This window comes from Streptococcus equinus ATCC 9812, from assembly GCF_000187265.1.
Taxonomy (GTDB): domain Bacteria; phylum Bacillota; class Bacilli; order Lactobacillales; family Streptococcaceae; genus Streptococcus; species Streptococcus equinus.
The window spans coordinates 25,571-50,899 of the sequence record NZ_GL698434.1 but is presented as its reverse complement, the minus strand read 5'-3'; the positions used below and the strand labels follow the sequence as shown (position 1 = coordinate 50,899).

Annotated in this window: 22 protein-coding genes and 5 pseudogenes; 21 read left to right on the top strand and 6 right to left on the bottom strand. The window is 37.9% G+C overall.

All coding sequences use genetic code 11. From position 1 onward, the window contains the following. Window positions 1-14: 14 nt before the first annotated feature. Together manA and HMPREF0819_RS08995 are read left to right on the top strand one after the other, a co-directional pair. On the top strand, window positions 15-965 hold the full coding sequence (gene manA, locus HMPREF0819_RS08030) for a mannose-6-phosphate isomerase, class I (protein ID WP_003067761.1): 951 nt from the start codon (window positions 15-17) through the stop codon (window positions 963-965). 94 nt (window positions 966-1,059) lie between these two features. Further along, window positions 1,060-1,531: pseudogene (locus HMPREF0819_RS08995) on the top strand (transposase); the annotation flags it as partial. Here HMPREF0819_RS08995 and HMPREF0819_RS08020 read toward each other — a convergent pair. From HMPREF0819_RS08020 to HMPREF0819_RS08015, 3 genes and pseudogenes are all read right to left on the bottom strand, one after another. Further along, window positions 1,523-1,978, bottom strand: a pseudogene (locus tag HMPREF0819_RS08020) (3-methyl-2-oxobutanoate hydroxymethyltransferase); the annotation flags it as partial. The pseudogenes HMPREF0819_RS08995 and HMPREF0819_RS08020 sit on opposite strands and share 9 nt — an antisense overlap. A 159-nt stretch (window positions 1,979-2,137) precedes the next feature. Continuing rightward, entirely contained in the window at window positions 2,138-2,458 is a 321-nt protein-coding gene (locus HMPREF0819_RS09470; RefSeq protein WP_003067755.1) for a cellulase family glycosylhydrolase, read from the bottom strand. Then, entirely contained in the window at window positions 2,401-3,252 is an 852-nt protein-coding gene (locus HMPREF0819_RS08015) for a cellulase family glycosylhydrolase (protein ID WP_272868973.1), read from the bottom strand. The genes HMPREF0819_RS09470 and HMPREF0819_RS08015 overlap by 58 nt, the downstream gene beginning before the upstream one ends. A gap of 484 nt (window positions 3,253-3,736) precedes the next feature. On the opposite strand from HMPREF0819_RS08015, the gene HMPREF0819_RS08010 reads away from it, so the two are divergent. The 8 genes from HMPREF0819_RS08010 to HMPREF0819_RS07975 all read left to right on the top strand — a co-directional run bounded on the left by HMPREF0819_RS08010 (window position 3,737) and on the right by HMPREF0819_RS07975 (window position 11,481). Next, window positions 3,737-4,450 carry a GntR family transcriptional regulator gene (locus HMPREF0819_RS08010; RefSeq protein WP_044023478.1) on the top strand — a complete coding sequence of 238 codons (714 nt, stop codon included), beginning with the start codon at window positions 3,737-3,739 and terminating at the stop codon, window positions 4,448-4,450. A 33-nt stretch (window positions 4,451-4,483) separates the two neighbouring features. Further along, on the top strand, window positions 4,484-5,347 hold the full coding sequence (locus HMPREF0819_RS08005) for an ROK family protein (RefSeq protein WP_003067749.1): 864 nt from the start codon (window positions 4,484-4,486) through the stop codon (window positions 5,345-5,347). A gap of 9 nt (window positions 5,348-5,356) precedes the next feature. Further along, window positions 5,357-5,626: an SGNH/GDSL hydrolase family protein gene (locus tag HMPREF0819_RS08000; RefSeq protein WP_003067747.1), complete on the top strand. Its 270-nt coding sequence runs from the start codon at window positions 5,357-5,359 to the stop codon at window positions 5,624-5,626. Further along, window positions 5,572-6,453, top strand: coding sequence for an acetylxylan esterase (locus tag HMPREF0819_RS07995; RefSeq protein ID WP_044023477.1), 882 nt, complete (start codon window positions 5,572-5,574; stop codon window positions 6,451-6,453). Before HMPREF0819_RS08000 ends, HMPREF0819_RS07995 begins: the two co-directional genes overlap by 55 nt. 121 nt (window positions 6,454-6,574) lie before the next feature. Then, complete coding sequence (locus HMPREF0819_RS07990) at window positions 6,575-8,797, top strand: RelA/SpoT family protein (protein ID WP_003067743.1); 2,223 nt, start codon at window positions 6,575-6,577, stop codon at window positions 8,795-8,797. 130 nt (window positions 8,798-8,927) lie between these two features. After that, window positions 8,928-9,371: a D-aminoacyl-tRNA deacylase gene (dtd, locus tag HMPREF0819_RS07985; protein WP_003067741.1), complete on the top strand. Its 444-nt coding sequence runs from the start codon at window positions 8,928-8,930 to the stop codon at window positions 9,369-9,371. Window positions 9,372-9,400: 29 nt separating this feature from the next. After that, a complete protein-coding gene (locus HMPREF0819_RS07980; RefSeq protein ID WP_003067739.1) occupies window positions 9,401-10,249 on the top strand; it encodes a helix-turn-helix domain-containing protein in 849 nt (282 codons plus the stop codon). Window positions 10,250-10,347: 98 nt separating this feature from the next. Further along, window positions 10,348-11,481 carry an ABC transporter ATP-binding protein gene (locus tag HMPREF0819_RS07975; RefSeq protein WP_044023476.1) on the top strand — a complete coding sequence of 378 codons (1,134 nt, stop codon included), beginning with the start codon at window positions 10,348-10,350 and terminating at the stop codon, window positions 11,479-11,481. A gap of 116 nt (window positions 11,482-11,597) precedes the next feature. On the opposite strand, the gene HMPREF0819_RS07970 is transcribed toward HMPREF0819_RS07975, so the two are convergent. Both HMPREF0819_RS07970 and HMPREF0819_RS07965 read right to left on the bottom strand, forming a co-directional pair. Then, window positions 11,598-12,368, bottom strand: a complete 771-nt coding sequence (locus HMPREF0819_RS07970) for a DeoR/GlpR family DNA-binding transcription regulator (RefSeq protein WP_003067735.1) — start codon at window positions 12,366-12,368, stop codon at window positions 11,598-11,600. 328 nt (window positions 12,369-12,696) lie between these two features. Then, window positions 12,697-13,527: pseudogene (locus HMPREF0819_RS07965) on the bottom strand (AraC family transcriptional regulator). Window positions 13,528-13,636: 109 nt separating this feature from the next. Here HMPREF0819_RS07965 and HMPREF0819_RS07960 point away from each other — a divergent pair. The 3 genes and pseudogenes from HMPREF0819_RS07960 to dexB all read left to right on the top strand — a co-directional run. After that, window positions 13,637-13,900: pseudogene (locus HMPREF0819_RS07960) on the top strand (alpha-galactosidase); the annotation flags it as partial. Further along, window positions 13,896-14,234: pseudogene (locus HMPREF0819_RS07955) on the top strand (sucrose phosphorylase); the annotation flags it as partial. The pseudogenes HMPREF0819_RS07960 and HMPREF0819_RS07955, both read left to right, overlap by 5 nt. Before the next feature lie 120 nt (window positions 14,235-14,354). Beyond that, window positions 14,355-15,965, top strand: a complete 1,611-nt coding sequence (gene dexB, locus HMPREF0819_RS07950; RefSeq protein ID WP_044023474.1) for a glucan 1,6-alpha-glucosidase DexB — start codon at window positions 14,355-14,357, stop codon at window positions 15,963-15,965. A 35-nt stretch (window positions 15,966-16,000) separates the two neighbouring features. On the opposite strand, the gene HMPREF0819_RS07945 is transcribed toward dexB, so the two are convergent. Continuing rightward, window positions 16,001-16,999 carry a LacI family DNA-binding transcriptional regulator gene (locus tag HMPREF0819_RS07945; protein ID WP_003067726.1) on the bottom strand — a complete coding sequence of 333 codons (999 nt, stop codon included), beginning with the start codon at window positions 16,997-16,999 and terminating at the stop codon, window positions 16,001-16,003. Between the two features lie 149 nt (window positions 17,000-17,148). On the opposite strand from HMPREF0819_RS07945, the gene HMPREF0819_RS07940 reads away from it, so the two are divergent. The 8 genes from HMPREF0819_RS07940 to rseP all read left to right on the top strand — a co-directional run bounded on the left by HMPREF0819_RS07940 (window position 17,149) and on the right by rseP (window position 25,238). Next, a complete protein-coding gene (locus HMPREF0819_RS07940) occupies window positions 17,149-18,321 on the top strand; it encodes a galactokinase (RefSeq protein WP_003067724.1) in 1,173 nt (390 codons plus the stop codon). Between the two features lie 19 nt (window positions 18,322-18,340). Beyond that, on the top strand, window positions 18,341-19,810 hold the full coding sequence (gene galT / locus HMPREF0819_RS07935) for a UDP-glucose--hexose-1-phosphate uridylyltransferase (protein WP_003067723.1): 1,470 nt from the start codon (window positions 18,341-18,343) through the stop codon (window positions 19,808-19,810). Window positions 19,811-19,819: 9 nt separating this feature from the next. Then, window positions 19,820-20,818 carry a UDP-glucose 4-epimerase GalE gene (gene galE, locus HMPREF0819_RS07930; protein WP_003067721.1) on the top strand — a complete coding sequence of 333 codons (999 nt, stop codon included), beginning with the start codon at window positions 19,820-19,822 and terminating at the stop codon, window positions 20,816-20,818. Window positions 20,819-20,897: 79 nt separating this feature from the next. After that, on the top strand, window positions 20,898-21,749 hold the full coding sequence (locus tag HMPREF0819_RS07925; RefSeq protein ID WP_044023473.1) for a GNAT family N-acetyltransferase: 852 nt from the start codon (window positions 20,898-20,900) through the stop codon (window positions 21,747-21,749). Window positions 21,750-21,849: 100 nt separating this feature from the next. After that, window positions 21,850-22,194 (top strand): preprotein translocase subunit YajC, encoded by a 345-nt coding sequence (yajC, locus tag HMPREF0819_RS07920; protein WP_003067717.1) that lies wholly within the window; start codon window positions 21,850-21,852, stop codon window positions 22,192-22,194. Window positions 22,195-22,328: 134 nt separating this feature from the next. After that, window positions 22,329-23,084 (top strand): undecaprenyl pyrophosphate synthase, encoded by a 756-nt coding sequence (uppS, locus tag HMPREF0819_RS07915; protein WP_003067715.1) that lies wholly within the window; start codon window positions 22,329-22,331, stop codon window positions 23,082-23,084. Window positions 23,085-23,096: 12 nt separating this feature from the next. After that, complete coding sequence (locus HMPREF0819_RS07910; RefSeq protein WP_003067712.1) at window positions 23,097-23,891, top strand: phosphatidate cytidylyltransferase; 795 nt, start codon at window positions 23,097-23,099, stop codon at window positions 23,889-23,891. Between the two features lie 84 nt (window positions 23,892-23,975). Beyond that, window positions 23,976-25,238 carry an RIP metalloprotease RseP gene (gene rseP / locus HMPREF0819_RS07905; protein ID WP_003067709.1) on the top strand — a complete coding sequence of 421 codons (1,263 nt, stop codon included), beginning with the start codon at window positions 23,976-23,978 and terminating at the stop codon, window positions 25,236-25,238. Window positions 25,239-25,329: the final 91 nt, after the last annotated feature.

Here is a 25,329-nt window from a genome sequence, read left to right as displayed (position 1 = left end):
AAAGGAAATTTTTTATGGCAGAACCATTATTTTTAAAAGCACAAATGCATGATAAAATTTGGGGCGGAACAAAACTTCGTGACGAATTTGGTTACGATATTCCGACTGAAACGACTGGTGAATATTGGGCTATTTCAGCTCACCCAAATGGTGTTTCAATTGTGGATAATGGTACATATAAAGGTGAAGGCTTAGACAAACTTTATCGTGAACACAAAGAGCTTTTTGGAAATCCAAAATCAGAAGTCTTTCCACTATTGACAAAAATTCTTGATGCTAACGATTGGCTTAGTGTGCAAGTTCATCCAGATGATGCTTATGCCCTTGAACATGAAGGTGAACTCGGTAAGACAGAATGTTGGTATGTCATTGCTGCTGATGAAGATTCAGAAATCATTTATGGTCACAATGCCAAATCAAAAGAAGAACTTGCTGAGATGATTGAAGCAGGCAAATGGGACGATTTGTTGACAAAAGTTCCAGTCAAAGCTGGTGATTTCTTCTACGTACCAAGTGGCACAATGCACGCTATCGGTAAAGGTATCTTGATTTTGGAAACACAACAATCAAGTGATACAACTTATCGTGTTTATGATTTTGACCGTCGTGATGCGGCTGGTAATCTTCGCGATTTGCATATTAAACAATCAATTGATGTTCTAACAATTGGTGAACCTGCAAACAGCACACCTGTGACTGTAGATGTGGATAACTTGAGTTCAAGCCTTTTGGTGTCAAATGAATTCTTCGCTGTTTACAAATGGGTCGTATCAGGTGCCGTAAACTTTACCCAAACAGCGCCATATTTGTTAGTAAGTGTTCTTTCAGGTCAAGGTAGCTTGACTGTGGATAACCGTGTTTATAGCCTTAAAAAAGGTGATCATTTCATCTTGCCAAACGATGTCAAATCATGGCAACTTGATGGCGATTTAGAAATTATCGCTAGCCATCCAAATGAAAAATAAATGTTCGTAAGCATAAGTGACATAAAAAATCCGAGAATGTTGAACTGCACCTCAAAAGTTAGACAAAAAATCTAACGATTGGGGTGCTCTTTGTATGAAATTAACTTATGAAGATAAACTAGAAATCTATCAACTCAGAAAACAAGGTATGTCTTGCCCTCAGCTGGGTCAAACCTATGATGTCAATCCTAGAAATCTACGTTACATGGTTAAGCTTATGAACCGATATGGCGTAGAGATTGTTAAAAAAAGCAAAAATAGGTACTATTCCCCTGAACTAAAGCAAGAAATTATCAATCAAGTCCTTTTTGAAGGTTACTCTCAAATATCAGTCTCTCTTGAATATGCTCTTCCTAACATAGGAACACTTTCCAATTGGCTAGCACAATACAAGAAAAATGGGTATACTATTGTTGAGAAAACAAGAGGGAGACCAAGTAAGATGGAACGTCAGCCGAAAAAGACTTCAAGCGATGTTACTAGAGATTTTATCCTTACCTCGTTCGAGTTATTATTACCACATCAAACAACTTAAACAAGTAGACAAAAACAAGGTTCTTAAAGCCACCAAAGGCATTGATGTGTTGTGGTGTGAGACCAAGATGTGCACAGACAGGAATTCCTGCATCAACCATAGCTTTAATTTGCGGGCAGACACTCTTTCCGCCTTCTAATTTAACGGCTTGGCAGTGAGTTTCTTTCATTAAGCATCTGGCGTTTTCAAGAGCTTTTTCGACAGAAACTTGGTAGGGCATAAAAGGCATATCGACGATGACTAGAGCGTTTTTTGCTCCACGACAAACGGCTTTACCGTGATGAATCATATCCTCCATAGTCACAGAAATCGTATCATCGTAGCCTAGCTTGACATTTTCAAGAGAATCACCAACAAGGATGTTGTTGACACCAGTGCTGTCAATTAATTTTGCGGTTGAATAATCATAGGCGGTTAACATGGTTAGTTTTTGACCGTCTTTTTTGGCTTTTTGAAAGTTCAAAACGGTATTTTTCATGAGAGTCTCCTTTCTCTAAAAGTCTAAAAACTTTCAGAATAAAACGCAACTGGCTAATATTATATCGAATATTCAGAAAATTTTAAATTTAAAAACAAGGAAAAGTGAGCTTCGCACCTTTCCTCATCTAAATATGATTGGGTATAGAAATGTTAGTTCTTAGTCAAAAATGCTACAAGATTTTGACGTATTTTTGATACCATTTTGGTCGTTAAGAATAGCATTACCTTGTTTGGTTAATTGTGTTCCAGCCCAGTCTTGAACCATATCGAGGTAAGCAAGCTCGCTGCTATTTCCTTTCCAAGACCAGCCTAGATAGCCGACACCTTTGGCTTGAGAGTAGCTCATGATAGTCTTGTAATCGATAGGACCATTAGTGTGTTTGATACCAAATTCACCGATACAAAGTGGTGCACCAACGGCTAATGATGAGTCAATATTGTTTTGTACAGCACCGTAGGCACCAGCATATTCGTACATGTGAATAGAGAACATGATGTTCTTTTGTGAGTCAGATTGAAGGACACTTTGACCTGCATCAGTAATTGATTTTGGATATTGTCCCCAGCAGCACAATCAACCACGATAGTGTTTTTAATACCAGCGTTACGAAGTTTGGGGATAACTTGTTGATAACCCGATGCCCAAGTAGAACTATCCCAAGAACCAGCCCATTCATTAGCAATGTTCAAAATAACATTTGCTTCGTTTCCGATGAGGACGTTTTTCATTTCAATCCAATAATTTGCTGCATTTTCCAAATCTTGGATGTTATCAGAACCCGTAGCATCGTGGGCTTCAACGATTGCAATCAAGTGGTTGTCTTTACAAAGTCGCAATAATTTTTGAATTTCAGCAAGTGATGTTTTGCTGTATTGTCGCCCGTCACCCATGACGATACGAATACAGTTGGTACCTGTTCTTGCGATTGCAGGGATAGCAGTATCTTCTTGTCCTTTATACCAAGCATATGGGTAGTTGATACCACGCATGATAAATGGATTCCCTTTGGCATCGTAAAGTGTTGTGCCACTAGTGTGGAAACCAGTTGTCGTAGTAGGTGTTGTGTCAGAAGGGTTAGTATTTTCACAATCATTTACTTTTGTGAATTCCCATTTTTGGTTTGTGCCATTGGTGTCTGACCACTGTTGGACATTGGCGCCCGCATTTTTTGCCCCTCTTGCAACATCTAGAACTTTTCCGCTATGTCTAGCTGTGATTTTATAAGTATTCCCTGAAACAATAACATCAGCTTTTACTTCATGAGCTGACACAGCGCCAGTAAGCAAAGCTAGCACTGTTAATGATCCGACGAGTTTTTTATTCAGTAGTTTTCTCCTCTCCCAAATGTTAAAACTAAGTGTTCAATTTAGACATTAATAGTGTGAGTTGTGTGAATCTCCTTTTTGTGACATGTGCTAGTAATTGTATACAAAAACATCAATAAAGTTTCAGGAAGCTCATCCAAAAATACTATAATAAAAATTTTTATAAAAGTATATATTTTTATAAAACAAAATGGTAAAATGTAAACGCAATCAAAAAATAGGGGGGTAATGAAAACAGAAAGTTATTTTACATAGTCATCTAAAAATCAAGATAGTTATCTGAATCTCCTAGACTATTTTGATTTTATGGTGACTTTTATGGAGAAATTTATCATTTGAAAGAATTTATTAAATAACCTTTGGAACTTCTGGGGTTCTAGTTTACAATATAGATAAGAAAATGTGTAAGTCTATGAACAGAGGAGAAAAAATGGAAAAATATAATCTTATTGCAAATGATGTACGTAAGAAGATTTTAGAAGGTGTTTATCAGCCTAACGAACAATTGCCCTTTGAAAAAGATTTTTGTCAGTTTTACGACGTCAGCAAAATGACTGTTAAAAAAGCCTTAGATATTTTAGTTGCAGAAGGTTTGATTTACAAACGTCGTGGTGCGGGTACATTCGTTATGGACTTGTCAGTCGAAAAAATGGAAAAGATGTTGATGGATATCCAAATGATGGGAACCACAGCCTTTTATCCAGACAAAAAAATCAAAAGCCGTGTAATTGATTTTACGGTTGTTAAAGCAACACCTGAAATCGCAGAAAAATTAAAAATTAAAGAAACAAGCTTCGTTTACAAAATTCATCGTGTGCGTGTAGTTGATGATAAACCAACGGTTATCGAAGAAACTTACATGCCGATTGATTTGATTACTGGTTTGAAGATTGAGCATGTGGAAAATTCAATTTATGACTACATTGAAAATGGTATTGGTTTAAAAATTCAATCTGGTCATCGTACGATTTCTGTACGCCGTGCGACAGATGAAGAAGCAGACTATCTTGCACTTGAAAAAGGTGACCCAGTAGCTATCGCTGTTCAAACAGGCTACTTAACAAATGGTGTTGCCTTTGAATACTCAATCAGTACCCATCGTTACGATGAATTTTCTTTGGAGATTGTTTTGACACATCATTAGTAGTAGATTTCGCTACATAGATTGGAGAAACAAATGAATTTAGTCGTGTTTGATATTGGTGGAACATCTGTAAAATACGGTCGTTATCAAGTTGGCGGTATTGATAAAAAGAGTTCTTTTGCTACCCCAAAAACTTGGGAAGAAATGAAAGAAAATCTACATCAAGTAGTTAAGGATTTATCTGATAAGGATACCAAGGGAGTTGCCATGTCAAGCCCTGGAGCCGTTGACACGAAAGAAGGTGTCATTAAAGGCTTTAGTGCGATTCCATATTTACACCGTTTCAAGATTATTGATGAGCTTGAAGCTCTATTTAATTTGCCTGTAACGATTGAAAATGATGCTAATTGTGCTGGTCTTGCTGAAACTCAGTTTGGTGTTGGTAAAGACAGCAAAAATGCTATTTACTTTATTCTTGGTTCAGGAATTGGTGGCGCTATTTGTCAAGATGGCAAATTGTACAAGGGCAGTAGCCTTTATGGCGGAGAATTTGGCTACATGATGATGACAGATGGCAAAACACTCAGTAACCTTGCAAGTCCAGTTCAGGTAGCGAAGAATTACGCCGAAGAACACGGCTTAAGTCAATTCTCAGGAAAAGATTTGTTTGATTTAGCAGATGCTGGAAATGAAGATGCAAAAGCAGCTTTGTCTGGAATGTATGATGCTCTAGCTACCGGAATTTTTAATTGTTTGGTCAGTCTAAATCCAGATTTGGTTGGAATTGGTGGCGGTATTTCAGTGCGTGAGGATTTGGTGTCAGAGCTTGATAAACGTATCAAAGCTTTGATTGAAACAACAAATGCGCGTGAATTAGATTATCAATTAAAAGTCTGTCAATTTAGAAATGATGCCAATCGATTTGGAGCTGTTTCTAACTTTTTAAGCACAAAGTGAGGCAGCCTTATGGAAATTAGAAAGAATGACCGTACTGTCTTTTTTAGTGATAGTATCACTGAGTGGGGACGTGATAAAGCTGACCCAGCAAGTCTCGGGACTGGCTTTGTGAGCTTAGTAGCAGCTGATTTGTTGGAGCATCACAGAGATTTTCATTTACAATGTTTCAACCGAGGAATCGGTGGCAATAAAGTTCAAGATTTGTTGGATCGTGTTGATACTGACTGTCTTTCTTTAAATCCAGATGTTGTGATTTTAATGGTTATGATTATAAGTTAGTTCCTGCTAAATTTGCTTCAACAATTGCAGAATGCTATGATCTTTCTTTTACAGGCGTTCATCATTCAAAAATTTATGCGCAGTTGTTATTGCCTAAAAAATCAAATACAAAACATCCAGTGTCTTTACAATTTCATGGATACCACAGCGATGTTGGTGATTGGTCTGATAAACTATCTTTAGTATCAGAAGGATACGTTGTTGTTTCTTTGTTTATCAGAGGTCAAGGCGGTAAATCAGAAGATCATTTGCTGACGAATGGTGGAACACTGAAAGGTCATCTTATTCGAGGTATTGAAGATGGTCCTGAAAATCTTTTTTATCGAACAGTTTTTCAAGATGTTTATCAGCTGACTAGAATAGTTGCCCAATTGCCTTTTGTTGATGAGGCAAACATGATGTCATACGGCGTTTCACAAGGTGGTGCTCTTGCTTTAGTCTGTGTAAGTTTGTACCCATCGATTAAGCGTGTTTTTGTGCAGTATCCATTTTTGAGTGATTATCGTACTGCCTATAGTCTTGATGTAACGCAGTCAGCATATGAAGAACTAGCATATTACTTCCGTTTTCGTGACCCTCTTCATGAAAATGAAACAGCTGTTTTTGCGGCACTTGATTATGTTGATATTCAATTTTTAGTAAAACACATTACAGCAAAAGTAGTTTGGGCAATGGGACTTGAAGATAGAACTTGTCATCCAAAAATACAATTTGCTGTGTATAATCGTATCCAATCTCCTAAAAAACTTTATTTTTATCCAGAATACGGACACGAATATTTACCAAAATTTACTGACATGATGCACCAGATTTTGGTTGGAAACTAAAAAGTTGACCTGAACAGTTTTTGGTTCAGGTCTTTTTGGCTAATGCATTGGTATTTTAGCCATTTTAGTGTTAAAATAGTAACAATATAAATCTGTATGCGAGAGAAAAGAAGAGGTCCTTATGGCAAAAATTGTGAATTTGACGGGTGAAGAGGTCGTTGACCTAACGGCCCAATATATGAGTGAATCGGACGTGGCGATTGTCCAAAAAGCATTGGATTATGCGACAAAAGCACATATTTCTCAAGTGCGCCAATCAGGTGAGCCTTACATCATTCACCCTATTCAAGTGGCAGGTATTTTGGCAGATTTGCACCTTGATGTGGTAACTGTGGCTTGCGGTTTTTTGCATGACGTTGTTGAAGATACTGACATCACTTTAGACGAGATTGAAGCAGAGTTTGGTAAAGATGTTCGCATTATCGTTGATGGTGTAACAAAACTTGGTAAAGTTGAATACAAATCACATGAAGAACAATTGGCTGAAAATCACCGTAAAATGCTTATGGCAATGTCAAAAGACATCCGTGTTATTTTGGTGAAATTGGCTGACCGTCTGCACAATATGCGTACGCTAAAACATTTGCGTAAAGATAAACAAGAGCGTATTTCACGTGAAACGATGGAAATCTATGCCCCTCTTGCACATCGTTTGGGGATTAGTCGTATCAAGTGGGAATTGGAAGACTTGTCATTCCGTTATCTAAACGAAATTGAGTTCTACAAGATTTCTCACATGATGAACGAAAAACGTCGTGAACGTGAAGCTTTGGTTGATGAAATTGTTAAGAAAATCAAAGATTACACGGAAGAACAAGGGCTTTATGGCGATGTTTACGGACGTCCAAAACACCTTTATTCAATTTACCGTAAGATGCGCGACAAGAAGAAACGCTTCGACCAAATCTATGATTTGATTGCTATTCGCTGCATCATGGAAACACCGAGCGACGTTTATGCCATGGTTGGTTACATTCATGAATTGTGGCGTCCAATGCCAGGGCGTTTCAAAGATTATATTGCTGCGCCAAAAGCTAATGGGTATCAATCTATCCATACAACAGTTTATGGTCCAAAAGGTCCGATTGAAATTCAAATTCGTACCAAAGAAATGCACCAAGTCGCTGAATACGGGGTTGCTGCTCACTGGGCATACAAAAAAGGTATTAAAGGCAAGGTTGATGACCAAGAACAAGCTGTCGGCATGAGCTGGATTAAAGAGCTTGTTGAATTGCAAGATGCTTCAAACGGCGATGCTGTTGACTTTGTTGACTCTGTCAAACAAGATATCTTCTCAGAACGCATTTATGTCTTTACGCCGACAGGTGCTGTACAAGAATTGCCAAAAGATTCAGGACCAATTGATTTTGCCTATGCTATTCATACCCAAGTCGGTGAAAAAGCTGTTGGTGCTAAAGTCAACGGACGCATGGTTCCACTAACTGCAAAACTAAAAACAGGTGATGTGGTTGAGATTGTAACCAATCCAAATTCATTTGGTCCAAGCCGTGACTGGATTAAGATTGTTAAGACTAACAAAGCTAGAAATCGTATTCGTCAATTCTTGAAAAATCAAGATAAGGAACTATCTGTTAACAAAGGTCGTGAACTTTTGGTGGATTATTTCCAAGACCAAGGCTATGTAGCTAACAAATACTTGGATAAAAAACACCTTGAAGCTATTTTGCCACGTTTCAGTGTTCGTAGCGAAGAAGCTTTATATGCAGCTGTTGGATTTGGTGAAATCAGCGCTGCTTCAGTCTTTAATCGATTGACTGAAAAAGAACGCCGCGAAGAAGAACGTGCAAAAGCTAAGGCAGAAGCTGAAGAGCTTATGAATGGCGGCGAGGTCAAGACTGAAAATAAAGATGTCTTGAAAGTTCGCAGCGAAAATGGTGTGATTATCCAAGGGGCGTCAGGTCTCTTGATGCGTATTGCAAAATGCTGTAACCCAGTTCCAGGTGACCCAATTGAAGGTTACATCACTAAAGGACGTGGCGTGGCTATTCACCGTGCTGACTGCCACAATATCAAAAGTCAAGAAGGCTATGAACAACGCCTAATCGAAGTGGAATGGGATGACAACACAAGTGCCAATAACGATTATATGGCTGAAATTGATATTTATGGTCTTAACCGTTCAGGACTTCTTAATGATGTTCTTCAAGTTCTTTCAAATGTTACGAAAAATATTTCAACAGTTAACGCTCAACCAAGTAAGGACATGAAATTTGCTAATATTCATGTTAGCTTTGCCATTTCAAACCTAACAGAGTTGACCGCTGTTGTAGATAAAATTAAAATCATCCCAGACGTTTATTCTGTTAAACGTACAAATGGATAAGATAAAATGAGCTGATAATGCAGCTCATTTTTTTGTGTAAAAGAGTATAAAGGTCGGTGCTTTTTTTCTTTTCTTGAAAATGTTAAAATGGCAATAATGAAAGCGAATTTATTTTCTGAAAGGAATAGATATGAAAGTTGTTATTCAGCGCGTGAAAGAAGCGCAAGTTACGATTGATGATGAGATTGTTGGAGATATTAATCAAGGCTTGTTGTTGTTAGTTGGGGTTGGCCCAGATGATGAGCAAGAAGACCTTGATTATGCTGTGCGTAAAATTACAAATATGCGTATTTTCTCAGATGATATGGGCAAGATGAACTTGTCAGTTCAAGACATCAAGGGAAGTATTTTGTCTGTGTCACAATTTACTTTATTTGCTGATACTAAGAAAGGAAATCGTCCAGCCTTTACCGGAGCAGCAAAACCTGACAAAGCTGAGAAATTCTACAATGATTTCAACGAATCCTTGGCTAAATTTGTCCCAGTTGAAACAGGTGTTTTTGGTGCAGATATGCAGGTGCGCTTACTTAATGATGGCCCTGTAACAATTATTTTGGATACTAAATCGTGCTAACATTAGCCAAAAAGGAATGGAGTTGAGACATGTCATTAGAAAGTTTATTTCCAGAAGCGGTCGGAGCTGAAAAAGTAGAACATGCAGATGATTGGGTAGCTGTTGAAGAAAATGGACAGACATTTTATTTGCCTTTAGCCAGTCTTAGCGGGCGTGAAAAAGCCTTGTTAACCTTAAAAAATGATGGCGTGTTGGATGCTAGCATTACTGATAATCCTTGGTATCGTTATTTAGTTCAAAATGACACAAGTGCATCGCAAGGTTACAAGTGCCTTCAAATCATCTATATTGACCATAAAGAACTATTACCAGAAGAGTTATTTGACTTTTTTGAGACACTTTTACCAAATATACTTGCGCATGTTGTCATTTCAAAAAATCGAACTTTGCTAATCCTTAATCAAGAAGAGACGCTTGAGGCACAAGCTCTTGTTAAAGATGTTCTACCAACTCTTGAGAGCGACTTTGGTCTTAAGTTGACAGTCTTTTTTGGTAATATTTGGAACAAACTTCAGGCTGACGAACTGCCTTTGTATTATCAAGAAGAAAGCCGTTTATTTGCGAATGCAGGGCACTATCTTGGAAACGAACGGACGGTGACTTTTTCAGAAATGTTGCTTTTAGCTTACGCGCACCAGATTGATTTGCCAGCGATTAAGCATAAAATATTGCAAGCAATTGATGATAACAAAGACACTCGCATGATTATCACGACCATGTGGCAAGAGCAGGGCAACTTAGCAAAAACTGCACAAAGTCTTTACATTCACCGCAATTCTTTGCATTATAAGCTTGAGAAATTCCGCTTAGCTTCTGGTCTCAATTTGAAAAATCTAAATGATTTAGCTTTTGTTTACCTTTTGATTATGGAAAATTAACTTTTGTGCACATTGCACAAAAAATCTTGTTTCTTCTGCCCATGGTTTGTAAGCGTTATCTTTGTTATAATGAAGCTATAAATCAAAGGAGTAGAAAAATGGTAGAACTTAATCTAGATCACATTTACAAAAAATATCCAAATGCAAGTCACTATGCTGTCGAAGATTTCAATCTTGACATCAAAGATAAAGAATTCATCGTTTTTGTAGGACCTTCAGGTTGTGGTAAATCAACAACTCTTCGTATGGTTGCTGGTCTTGAAGATATCACAGAAGGTGAACTTAAAATTGATGGCGAAGTTGTTAATGACAAAGCACCAAAAGACCGTGATATCGCCATGGTTTTCCAAAACTATGCCCTTTACCCACACATGACTGTGTATGATAACATGGCATTTGGTTTGAAACTTAGAAAATACAAAAAAGACGACATTGATAAACGTGTTCGTGAAGCTGCTCAAATCCTTGGTTTGACAGAATTCCTTCAACGTAAGCCAGCTGACCTTTCAGGTGGTCAACGTCAACGTGTTGCTATGGGACGTGCCATTGTCCGTGATGCTAAAGTATTCTTGATGGACGAACCTTTGTCAAACTTGGATGCTAAACTTCGTGTATCAATGCGTGCTGAAATTGCTAAAATTCACCGCCGTATCGGATCAACTACAATCTATGTAACTCATGACCAAACAGAAGCTATGACACTTGCTGACCGTATTGTTATCATGAGTTCTACTAAAAACCCAGACGGTTCAGGAACAATCGGCCGTGTAGAACAAATCGGTACACCACAAGAACTTTATAACCGTCCTGCTAACAAATTCGTTGCTGGATTCATTGGTAGCCCAGCTATGAACTTCTTTGAAGCAACTGTTCAAGGTGATAGCTTGGTTTGCGACAATGGCTTTAAGATTACTTTGCCAGAAGGTCAACGTAAACTTCTTGAACTCAAAGGTTATAAAGGTAAAAAAGTTATCTTCGGTATCCGTCCAGAAGATATCTCAAATAACCCACTTGTTCGTGACACTTACCCAGGAGCAACTGTAGAAGCAGAAGTGACTGTATCAGAATTGCTCGGTGCAGAAACAATGCTTTACGTTAAATCTGGTGACGTTGAACTTGTATCACGTACAGATGCACGTGACACTTACCAACCAGGTAAAAAAGTTGAATTGACTTTGAATGTTGCTAAAGGTCATTTCTTTGACCCAGAAACAGAAAGAGCTATTCGCTAATCTGATCTCTCAAAAACTTTTCTAGAATACAACCTTAAAACCTCCTAAGCTAATTTGCCTAGGAGATTTTTTGTTATAAAAAGAGCTACTCAAGACAGAGTAGCTTTTCTGTCTAATTAATCTTCAGCAGTCATAATGTCTGTTAACTGACCGAATTTTTTTTTGGCATCTTTAGAAATTCCTGAATCAGTGACAAGATGATCAATTTTGCTGACCTTGTAGAAGTCATAAAAATCGTATTTATCGAATTTTTCGTGGTCAACAAGTAGGAATTTTTCAAAGGCGTTGTCTAGGGCTATACGTTGAATTTCTCCTTCGCTTTCGCTATAAGTAGCAACAGAATCACCAAAGACACCGTTAGCACTGACGAAAGCTTTTGAGAACTTAAGTTCTTTCAAGTAAGTTGACGTTAAAGAACCAACAAAAGCACCCGTAATATCGCGATATTCCCCACCAGTTAAGATTAAATCAGTGCTTTTATTTTGATTTAAAATGGTAAATACTGGCAAACTGTTTGTTACGACACGGATATTTTTAGTGACAAGCTCATGTGCAAAATGTTCAAGTGTTGTTCCAGGACCGATGAAAACTGTTTCGCCATCTTGGATGAGTTGACTTGCAAATTTTGCAATAGCGCGTTTTTCTTCAATTTGTAGTTCTTGTTTTTCGCTGTTTGATTTTTCGTATTTAGGTTTTACTTTTGGTGTATCGATACTTTGGGCGCCACCATGGATACGAATCAACAAACCTTCTTTATCGAGTTCGTCAAGGTCACGGCGAACAGTCATATCTGAAACACCTAGTTCTTTAATGATGTCGTTAACAGTAATAACACCTTTTACGTTGATTTTTTCAAGAATCCACTGGAGGCGTTCTTTTTTTAACATACTAAACTCCTTTCTTTTTTATTTCTTCTTGTCATTATCATATCACAATTAAATTACTAGCTCAACAAATAAGAAAAAAAAGAAACAATTTGAAACATTGTTGTAACAGAGGTGAAAAGTACTGAAAATAAAGGATTTCTATGACATTGTTTTTAATACAGTAAACAAAAAAACAACAAACATTTTTAAAAAATACTAAACAAAATTGTTGACAAATGTTTGTTTTGAATCTAATGCTACCAACAAATGGCTAAACATTGATAACGTCCGACTTGTTAAAGTTGATTAAGAAAAACTCTCCCAAGAACTTAGTTCTGGGGGAGTTTTTTTATCTTTGTGTCTTACGGTAATTGCTTGGGTTTTGTCCGAAATGTTTTTTGAAAGCCTTGCTGAAGGCGAGAGCGTCTGGAAAGCCTACAGCATTTGCGATTTCTGAGATGTGAAAAGTCGTGCTGGTAAGCAAATCAGCACTTTTTTCCATGCGGATTTGGATGAGATAATCCTTGAGAGAATAACCTGTTTCTTCTTTGAAAATTTTGTACAAGTAGGAGCGATTTAGATTGAGCTTTTTGGCAATATCACTGATTTTTAATGGATTTCCATATTGTGTGTGAATGATTTTTTTAGCTTGCCTGATGTAATTTTGAATCAAAATACTGCTATCAGACATTGCTTTGCTTGGAAATTCTTCTATTAGAAACGCTAGCAATTTGTAAAGTTCAGCAATCAGCTGAAGCTCTGTAATGTCATCGAGTTTTTGGTCACGGAATTGTGTTAATTTGACTAGCTGATCGAGGATTTTAGAGTTGAGCGTTGAATGACAAAAATAGTGTTCAAGAAGTTTTGTTTTATTTAAGATGCTTTCAGCTTTTGAGCCACTAAATCCCACCCAAAGATAAGTCCAAGGGTGCTTGCTATCTGCTTGGTAGAAGGTCACTTTTCCTTTTGGCAAAATGAACATATCACCTGTTTTGAGTTCGATTGTTGTGCCATCAATTGTGAAAGTTCCCTTGCCATCAACAATGAAATGAAGGACATAGTTATCCCTAACAGTAGGTCCAAAAGAGTAGTTTTTATCTCAAATCTCAGCACCATAATGGTCGACGTTCAGGTCAAAATTATTCGTGTCAAATTCGTTGTAGGTATTTAGAACATTCAAAGTATCAACTCCTTTATAAACAACATTTTACCATATTTGCCCAACATAATACCATTCAAGAGGTAAATAAATGATGGTAAAATTTTAGTAAACAAAGGGAGGAATTATCATGGGAATTCGCATCGAAGGGAATCTTTTTTACATTCAAAGTAAAGAGATGTCAATGATTATCGAAAATAAAGAAGGGGATTTGCTTCTTCGTCATATTGGAGGCAAAATCGCCAAATATCACGGCTCAAACGCTATTTTGGAGAAGGACCACGCTTTTTCAGGGAATCCAACTCCAGATAACCGAACCTTTAGTTATGATACCCAACGTCAAGTTTTTGGCGTTCACGGGTTCGGAGATTTTCGACAACCATCTCTAAGTTTATTATGTTGGATTTTTGGCAGGAAAAAACGACCTTGATTTGTTAGAAAAAACAAAAGAAGGGCGCAATATTAATCGTCATTATTACAGCAGTAGCGAAATTGCAGAAGAAGTCAGACGTCCGGTTGTTCAAGCTTTGCTAAAACTATTTACTTTCCGTAATGAGTCAGCTGCTTTTGCCCTTGATGGCAGTATTGAAGTTGATGAGACTGATAACCACACAATCCTTATTACACGCCGTAATCAAGGCAGTAGTGTTGTCGCACAAGCAAAGATTAATCTAAAAGATTTGACTTATCATGTCACAGAAAACGGTAAAGAAATTACCTTTCTATAAAGATAAAAGCAAGGGGTGTCCTTGCTTTTCTTTGCATCTAGGTTCGAGCAACGCAAACGCTTGCGTAAAACAAAAGAAAAAGCTAAAATAGAGACAAAGAATTCTAAAATGAGGTGCGTTATGGAAAAACATTGGTGGCACAAAGCAACGATTTATCAAATTTATCCAAAATCTTTTAAGGACTCAAATGGTGATGGAGTTGGTGATTTAAAAGGAATTATTAGTAAGCTTGATTACCTGCAAAAGCTCGGAATTACAGCGATTTGGCTATCTCCAGTTTACCAGTCTCCAATGGATGACAATGGCTATGACATTTCAAATTATGAGGCGATTGCTGATATTTTTGGCGATATGTCTGATATGGAAGAATTGCTAGAAGAGGCAAAAACGCGTGGTATCCGCATCATTATGGACTTAGTGGTTAATCACACGTCAGATGAGCACGCTTGGTTTATCGAAGCGCATGAAAATCCTGACAGCAAGTATCGTGATTTTTACATTTGGCGTGATAAACCTAATGAGCTCAATTCTATTTTTGGTGGTTCTGCTTGGGAATATGATGGCAAAACTAGGCAATACTATTTGCACTTTTTCAGCAAGAAACAACCTGATTTGAATTGGGAAAATCCGCTGTTACGCCAGTCTGTTTATGATATGATGAATCGCTGGATTGACAAAGGTATTTCTGGTTTTCGTATGGACGTGATTGACATGATTGGGAAGATTCCTGACCGCTTAATCTCAAATAATGGTCCAAAATTGCACGACTACCTCAAAGAAATGCATCAAAAAACTTTAGCTGGAAAAGATTTGCTAACGGTTGGTGAAACTTGGGGAGCAACTCCGGAAATTGCTAAGAAGTATTCATCGCCAGCTGAGAAAGAATTATCCATGGTCTTCCAATTTGAGCATATCGGTCTTCAACACAAGCCAAACGCTTCAAAATGGGAATACGAAAAAGAGTTAAATGTTCCTGCACTTAAAGCTATTTTTAACAAATGGCAGACAGAGCTTGAACTTGGTCAGGGTTGGAATTCCCTTTTTTGGGACAATCATGATTTGCCGCGCGTGCTTTCTATCTGGGGTAACACAGATACTTACCGTGAGAAATCAGCTAAAGCACTAGCTATTTCCTTACATCTAATGCGTGGAACGCCTTACATCTACCAAGGAGAAGAAATCGGCATGACTAACTATCCTTTCAAAGATTTGGGAGAAATTGATGATATCGAGTCGCTTAATTTTGCCAAAGAAGCCCTTGAAAATGGTAAGACGCCAGAAGAAATCATGGATAGCATTCGCATGATTGGACGAGACAATGCCAGAACCCCAATGCAATGGGATGATAGTAAAAATGCTGGCTTTTCAACTGCTGATAAAACTTGGTTAACAGTGAATCCCAATTATCACGATATCAATGTCCAAGCTGCTCTAGAAAATCCAGATTCTATTTTCTACACTTACCAAAAACTCATCAAACTTCGCAAAGAAAATGACTGGTTGATTGATGCTGATTTTGAACTTTTGGATACAGAAGATAAGGTTTTTGCTTATCTTAGAAAAACGGCAGATGAAACTTATTTAGTAGTCGCAAACTTATCAAATCAAGTCCAAGCTTTTGAAACAACTCTTTCTTATCAAGAAACTATCATCAGTAACACATCAGAGTTAACAGATTTTGAAAATCATGAACTCCAACCATGGGATGCTCTCTGCGTAAAAGTTGGGTAATAAAAAACAGCTCCTAATAGGAGCTGTTTTTAGGTTTATTTTGTGCTATCACGTAAAGTCAAGCTGGTAGCTAGTCTTGTCATTGTTGGGACGGTATGACGTTTGATAAGTTGATGGTTTAAAATATCTACGGCTGTGCGTCCCATTTCTTCGGTATAAACGGTGATGCTTGATAGAGCAGGAAAGACCTGCTTCGTTAGAGGTGTGTCATTGAAAGAAATGAGACTGACGCGGTCAGGAACAGCGATGTTAGCTTCTTGAAGCGCACGAAGGGCACCTATGGCTAGAGTGTCATTTGCAACAAAGAAAGCTTGTGGAAGGTCGTCGCCCAATTTTCCGATAGCTTCTTTCATTAAAGCGTATCCTGATGGGGCAGAAAAATCTCCTACAAAGACATAGTCAGGGTTATAGAGATTATTTTCGTAAGCATAGTTTTTAAAGGTACGGAAACGTTGGTCGACAATGAGTTCTTTTTGGTCAGTCGTACGTTCTTCCCCAGCAATCATCCCGATTTTAGTAAATCCTTTTTTCATGAAATAATCGAGAACCTTGACAACGGCGTTATCAAAATCTGTAGTGACACAAGGATGACCAGCATTCAAAGTATCACTATCAACGAAAACTAGGTTTTTTGAATGGTTTTCTAGACTGTGAATTTGTTGGTCTGAAAATTTACCAATAGCGATAATCCCGCTAACACTTTCTGAAATCGTTAGAATATCATTGTTAAAATAGCGTACAACGTCATAACCCAGTTCTTGGGCACGTTTTTCAAGACCAATACGAATGCTGTAATAGTAAAGGTCGTTTAACTCTTCCTGTTCACTATACCATTGGACAATGGCAATCTTTTGACGTTCTTGTGTGATGTTTGTGTTACGTTTGTGTTTTTCGTAACCTAATTCTTCAGCAACTGTCAAAATACGGTGACGTGTCTCTTCACCAACTGAGAGGGTTTTATCTTTATTAAGGACACGTGAGACGGTCGCTGACGAAACATTTGCTAGCTTTGCGATATCTTTTAATGTAGCCATAGGTCATCCCTTCTTTCTTGATAGTATTATATCACAAGATTTCTAAAAATAAAAATTTTAAGTAAAACTTTAGTAAATATCATTGACTTGAGTTAACTGCAGTTGTAAAATGAAATCGCAAACAAAAAAAGATAAAAAAGGAGACCCTCATGACTATCACAGAACTTAAAGAAGCTTTTGCTAAAGTATTTGGAACAGAAGCAGATGCAACGTTTTTCTCACCTGGACGTATCAATTTAATCGGTGAACACACTGACTACAACGGTGGTCACGTATTCCCTGCAGCTATCACTCTTGGAACATATGGTGCAGCTCGTAAACGTGATGATAAACTTTTACGTTTTTATTCAGCAAACTTTGATGATTTAGGTATTATTGAAGTGTCACTTGATAATCTTACTTTTGATAAGAAAGATAGCTGGACAAATTATCCAAAAGGTGTCATTAAATTTTTGCAAGAAGCTGGTCACAAAATTGACAGTGGTTTTGAACTTTACGTCAACGGTAATATTCCAAATGGTTCTGGCTTGTCATCATCAGCCTCACTAGAACTTTTGGTCGGTATCGTAGCCGAAGAATTATTTGACCTTGAAGTTGAACGTTTAGACTTAGTAAAAATTGGTAAACAAACAGAAAATGAATTTATCGGAGTAAATTCTGGTATCATGGACCAATTTGCCATCGGTATGGGTGCTGACAAACAAGCTATCTACCTTGATACAAATACATTAGAATATGAACTTGTTCCACTTGATCTTGGTGACAATGTCATTGTCATCATGAACACTAATAAACGTCGTGAGCTTGCTGATTCAAAATATAACGAACGTCGTGCAGAATGTGAAAAAGCAGTAGAAGAACTTAACCAAGTGCTTGATATCAAGACATTGGGTGAACTTGATTTACAAAGTTTTGACGAATATAGCTATCTTATTAAAGATGAAAATCGTCTCAAACGTGCCCGCCATGCTGTCTGGGAAAATCAACGTACCCTTCAAGCCAAAGAAGCTTTGATGGCTGGTGAACTTGAAAAATTTGGTCGTTTGGTGAATGCCTCACATGTATCACTTGAACATGATTATGAAGTAACAGGTATTGAACTTGACACCCTAGCTCACACTGCTTGGCAACAAGAAGGAGTTCTCGGAGCTCGTATGACAGGAGCGGGATTCGGTGGCTGCGGTATTGCCATTGTTGCAAAAGATAAAGTTGATGAATTTACTAAAAACGTTGGGCAAGTTTACACTGAAACAGTTGGTTATGCACCAGCTTTCTACATTGCTGAAATCGCTGGTGGTTCACGTGTCTTGTCTAGAAAATAATTAAGATTAGAGAGATAAAATGAAACTTTTAGATACTTTTGTCGCTAAGGTAATTGAAGCCAGCGACTACACAGAAGATGATATGTTTTACTTGCGTAACCGTGTCCTTGCCCTTGTGGGTGAGGATGGAGCAGAGCAAGAAACGCAAGAAACAGATTTAATTGCTCTCAAAGAAGAGTTGGTTGACTTAGCTGTAAAAAATGGCAAAGTCGGCGAATTAATGGCAGAAAAAGATTGCTTGGGTGCTGAATTGATGAACTTCATCACACCAATCCCGAGTCAGGTGAATCGTCGTTTCTGGGACACTTATGCTATATCTCCTCAACAAGCTGTTGCAGATTTTTATGACCTAAGCAAGCGTAATGACTACATTAAAGTCGCTGCAATTGCCAAAAATATTGCCTTTACGACGCCGTCACAATACGGTGATATTCAGATTACGATTAATTTATCAAAACCTGAAAAAGACCCTAAAGCAATTGCTGCTGCTAAGTTAACCAAGGCATCTTCTTATCCAAAATGTCAGTTATGTATGGAAAATGAAGGTTATCAAGGTCGCATTAATCACCCAGCGCGTGCTAATCACCGTATCATTCGCTTGAATCTTGGCGATGAAAAATGGGGCTTCCAATACTCACCATATGCCTATTTTAATGAACATTGCATTATCCTAAATACTGAGCATGTGCCGATGGTTATCAGTAAAAATACTTTTGCGCAGTTGCTTGATATTGTTGATATTTTCCCAGGTTATTTTGCTGGGTCAAATTCAGACTTGCCAATTGTCGGTGGGTCAATCTTGACACACAATCACTATCAAGGTGGTCGTCATGTCTTTCCAATGGAAATAGCCGAGTTGGACAATGAATTTCATTTTAAAGGTTATTCTGACGTGACAGCAGGTATTGTCAAATGGCCAATGTCAGTGCTTCGTTTACGCAGTCAAAACAAGGCACGCTTGGTTGAGTTGGCTGAAAAAATTCGTTTGGCATGGCGCGATTATTCTGACGAAAGTGTTGATGTTTTAGCTTACACAGGCGACACACCGCATCACACAGTTACTCCAATTGCACGCAAACGTGATGGTCAATTTGAACTGGATATTGTTCTTCGTGACAATCACACAACAGCTGAATTTCCAGACGGTGTCTATCATCCACATGCTGATGTGCAACACATTAAAAAGGAAAATATTGGACTTATCGAAGTTATGGGCTTAGCTATTTTACCGCCGCGTCTGAAAGATGAACTGCTAGAAGTTGAAAAATATCTTTTGAATGAGTATAATGAAATTGCTGACTGTCATAAAGATTGGGCAGATGAGATTAAAAAACGTACGGATATTACGGCTGATGCAGTGCATAATATTGTACAAGAAGAAGTTGGACACGTTTTTGTTCGTGTTCTAGAAGATGCCGGTGTTTACAAACGTGATGAAAAAGGTCAAAAAGCCTTTATGCGTTTTGTAAATAGCATTGGGTTAGAATAGGAGAAATAAATGTCAATTTTAGTGCTTGGTGGAGCTGGTTACATTGGCTCTCACATGGTTGATCGTTTAATTGAAAAAGGTGAAGAAAAAGTTGTTGTTGTCGATAGTTTGGTGACAGGACACCGTGCCGCGGTTCATCCTGATGCAAAATTCTATCAAGGAGATCTTGCTGATCAAGATTTCATGCGTAAAGTTTTCACAGAAAATCCTGATGTGGATGCTGTCATTCACTTTGCGGCTTATTCATTGGTTGCAGAATCCATGGAAAAACCATTGAAATACTTTGACAACAACACTGCTGGCATGATTAAATTGCTTGAAGTGATGAATGAATTTGGTGTTAAATACATCGTCTTCTCATCAACAGCAGCAACTTATGGTATCCCAGATGAGCTTCCAATCAAAGAAACAACTCCACAACGCCCAATCAATCCATACGGTGAAAGTAAACTCATGATGGAAACTATTATGAGATGGGCTGACCAAGCTTATGGCATTAAGTTTGTCCCACTTCGTTATTTCAATGTTGCTGGTGCTAAACCAGATGGTTCTATCGGTGAAGACCATGGACCAGAAACACACTTGTTGCCAATTATTTTGCAAGTAGCACAAGGTGTTCGTGAAAAAATCATGATTTTTGGTAATGATTACAACACACCAGATGGTACAAATGTGCGTGACTACGTTCACCCATTTGACTTAGCGGATGCACATTTGCTTGCTGTTAAATATCTTCGCGAAGGTAATCCATCTACAGCGTTCAACCTTGGTTCTTCAACAGGATTCTCAAACCTTCAAATTCTTGAAGCAGCTCGTAAAGTAACTAGTAAAGAAATTCCAGCTGAACTTGCTGACCGTCGTCCTGGTGACCCAGATACGCTTATCGCATCGTCAGATAAAGCGCGTGAAATCCTTGGTTGGAAACCTCAATTTGACGATATTGAAAAAATCATTGCATCTGCTTGGGCATGGCACTCAAGCCATCCAAACGGATACAACGACCGTTAATATGACATAAATCTAGTCTGAGACATTTGTCTCAGGCTTTTTGTGCATTGTATAGAATGATATGAAAAAGGATGAGATTATGAAAGTGATTAGCACGAATTGCTTAGATGACAAGCAGAGACTGGCTGCTGAAAAATTGATTAGAGAGGTTCAAGATTTTGATGAAACACACCGAACGCCTTACCTTTCCAATAGTTTGAATTTTGATGAGAAAATGCCAGCTTTCTTTTTAGGGTATGAAGATGAACGCTTAGTGGCTTTGTTGACGGTTTACGCAGACAGTCCTGCGAAAGCTGAAGTTGCTATTATGGTTCACCCAGATTTTCGTCGAAAGGGTTATGCAAGACAACTATTTCATGTTCTTCGTGAAACCTTGCAGGATTATCATTTAGAATTTGTCGTGATGTCAGAACGTGCATTTCTATCGAAAAATCCTGATTTGTTGCCAAATCTTGGCATGAAATTAGACGATGATTTTGAATATTGGCTGACACGTAACCGCCAATTTTATCCTGTTGATAATCAAAAAGAGTTATCAGTGACACCAGCTCAGAAAGAACATCTTGAGGCTATTGCTGAGTTTCAATCTCAAGCTTTTGGTGAGTCTTATGAAGTCGCTTTTCATTATGCTAAAGCAGCGCTAGCAGATAAGACGGGACGATTGTATATCGTCATGAAGGACCAAAAAGTATTGGCTTCTTGTACAGTTGATTTTAGTACGGAATACAATTATTTTTATGGACTCGCAGTAGCTGAAAGTTATCGTGGTCAAGGCATTGGAACTTATTTTATGAAAGTTCTTGTCAATGCTTTGGTGGCCGAAAATGAAAAGTCTTTTCAAATTGCGGTTGAGTCAGAAAACCTTGCAGCAAAACGTCTTTATGAAAAACTCGGATTTGAAGAACAAATTCAAGTCGTCTATGTTAAATGACTAGAAAAATTAGGCTTTTAGTCATTTAATGGTCAATTCTTGCGTTGTGAAATGGAATTTGGTATAGTTGTCAGTAAGCTTATATTTTTGGAGGATACTTATGCCAACACTTATTATGTTGATTGTTATGGTTGCCTTGATTTGGTTTATGCAACGTTCTCAAAAGAAACAAGCACAAAACCGTCAAGAACAATTGAAAGCACTACAAAAAGGTGATGAAATTGTAACAATCGGTGGCCTTTATGGTATTATCGATGAAGTTGATGTTGATAACCAAAAAATGGTTTTGGACATCGATGGGGTTTACTTAACATTTGAACTAGGTGCTGTAAAACGCGTCGTTAATAAAGCTCAACCAGAAGTAGTTGAAACTGCGGTTGTTGAAGAAGCTGCTGAAGAACAAGCAGAAACTACTGAAGATACTGCTGTTGAAAGCGAAGATTAATACATGAAAAGACAGATGAAAACACGTCTGGCTTTTTTTGTGCCATTATTCCCTAAAAACCTCTTAATTAAGTAGAGAAAAAATAGCCATTTTATGGTAAAATAGGACGATGAGTATGCTTTTAAGGAATTGATATGTTTAAATTTAAATTTAGAAAAAAAGAAGAGGCAGTTAGCCTCGATAAAATTCCAAATCATATTGGAATTATTATGGATGGTAATGGTCGTTGGGCCAAAAAGCGCATGCAACCACGTGTCATGGGACATAAGGCTGGTATGGATGCTTTGCAAGATGTGACGATTGCTGCATCAGAGCTTGGTGTAAAAGTTCTGACGGTTTATGCATTCTCAACTGAAAATTGGTCACGACCCGAAGACGAAGTCAAATTCATTATGAACTTGCCAGTCGAGTTCTTCGATAAATACGTCCCGCAATTGGACGAAAATAACGTTAGAGTTCAAGTTATTGGTGAAACAAACCGTTTACCAAAAGACACTTACGATGCTATGAAACGTGCTTGTGACCAAACAAAGCACAACTCTGGTCTTATTTTGAACTTTGCGCTTAACTACGGTGGCCGTTCAGAAATTACAGAAGCGGTAAAAAATATTGCTCAAGAAGTTCTTGAAGCGAAAATTAGTCCAGATGATATTACAGAAGATGTGATTTCAAATCACTTGATGACTAATCACTTGCCGTATCTTTACCGCGACCCGGATTTGATTATCCGAACAAGTGGTGAACTTCGTCTTAGTAATTTTCTACCGTGGCAATCAGCCTACAGTGAGTTCTATTTCACACCAGTTTTATGGCCTGATTTCAAAAAAGACGAATTGATTAAAGCGATTGCTGAGTACAATCAGCGTCATCGCCGTTTTGGTGGAATCTAGAAAGGGAATATCATGAAACAACGTGTGATTTGGGGAGCTATTGCTCTATTGATTATGCTGCCGTTCTTGTTGCATGGGGGGCTTGCTTTCCAAGTTTTTGTAGGTCTTTTAGCAATGATTGGTGTAGCAGAAATGTTACGCATGAAACATCTTGAGTTCTTTTCAATTGAAGGTGTTTTATCAATGTTAGGTGCTTTTGTTTTAACAGTGCCTTTGGATAATTACTTTACATCGCTACCGATTGACTCTAATTTTTCAGTCTACGGTTTACTTGTTTTCTTGCTACTAGCTGGAACAGTTGTGAACAGCGATGATTATTCATTTGACGACGTGTCTTATCCGATTGCTGCAAGTCTTTATGTGGGAATTGGTTTCCAAAACCTAGTCAATGCCCGCATGGGTGGTTTGGATAAAGTCTTGTTTGCCTTGTTTATCGTATGGGCAACAGATATTGGTGCTTACATGGTTGGTCGTCGTTTTGGTCAACGTAAGTTAATGCCAAAAGTTTCTCCGAACAAAACAATCGAAGGAAGCCTAGGCGGAATTGCTTGTGCAGTTGTCGTTTCACTAATCTTCATGCTAATCGATAAAGCGGTTTATGCACCGCACAATCTATTTGCTATGTTGATTTACGTTATTTTGTTTAGTATTTTTGGCCAATTCGGTGATTTGGTTGAAAGTGCAATTAAACGTCATTTTGGCGTAAAAGATTCTGGAAAATTAATTCCTGGTCATGGTGGTATTCTTGACCGCTTTGATTCAATGATTTTTGTTTTCCCGATCATGCATCTATTTGGTCTTTTCTAATAAGTTGAGTGGTAGGTTTTCCATCAACTTCTGAAAGTTACTTACTAGTAAGGAAATAATCTTACTGGTATAGAGAGGAGCAAAATGCTCGGAATATTAACGTTTATTATTGTTTTTGGAATTTTAGTTATTGTCCATGAATTTGGTCACCTGTACTTTGCCAAAAAAGCAGGAATCTTGGTGAGAGAATTTTCTATCGGCATGGGGCCGAAAATCTTTTCTCATTTTGATAAAGAAGGTACAGCCTATACATTTCGTATCTTACCACTTGGTGGCTATGTTCGTATGGCTGGCTGGGGTGATGATGCTACTGAAATTAAAACTGGTACACCTGCTAGTCTCACGATGAACAAAGATGGCTTAGTAACACGAATTAATTTATCAAACAAGCACTTGGATAACACAGCACTTCCGATGAACGTGACGTCTTATGATTTGGAAGATAAATTAGAAATTACTGGTCTTGTCTTAGATGAACAAAAGACTTTTGCTGTTCACCATGATGCAACCATCGTTGAAGAAGATGGTACAGAAATTCGCATTGCTCCGCTTGATGTGCAGTACCAAAACGCGACGGTTCTTGGTCGCTTGATAACAAACTTTGCAGGTCCGATGAATAACTTTATTCTTGGAATCTTAGCATTTATACTTCTTGTTTTCATGCAAGGTGGTGTGCCAAACACTGCAACTAATGCCGTTCGAGTGGCTGATGGTGGTGCTATGCAAGCAGCAGGCGTCAAAAATGGTGATAGAGTTTTAGCTATCGGTGATTATAAAGTTACAAACTGGTCTGATTTGACTGAAGCTGTAACTAAGTCGACTAAGACTATCTCAAAAGGCGACACTATCTCAGTCAAAGTCAAAGATAAATCAGGAAAGGTTAAAACACTTGCTGTTCAACCAGTTGAAAATCACGGAAGTTACCTTATTGGTGTTTCTTCAGCTTTGAAAACAGGCTTCTGGGATAAAATCACTGGCGGTTTCCAAATGGCATGGCAAGGTGCTACAGCCATTCTCAATGCACTAAAAGGTCTTGTGTCAAACTTTAGTTTGAACAAGCTAGGTGGTCCAGTTGCCATGTACCAAGCTTCAAGCCAAGCAGCATCTTATGGATTGACTTCTGTTGTTAATCTTTTAGCGCTGTTATCAATCAACCTTGGAATTGTTAATTTAATTCCGATTCCAGCTTTGGACGGTGGAAAAATCTTAATGAATTTGATTGAGATTGTTCGCCGCAAACCATTGAAACAAGAAACTGAAACCTATATCACTCTGGTCGGTGTCGTCATTATGATTATTTTAATGATTGCTGTGACATGGAATGATATCATGCGCGTCTTTTTCTAAATTTTATTAAACTCATAATCTAGTATATAATTTTAAAAATACACATCTTTTAGAAAGGAATTGATACGGTCTTTTCTAATATGCGAGTAAG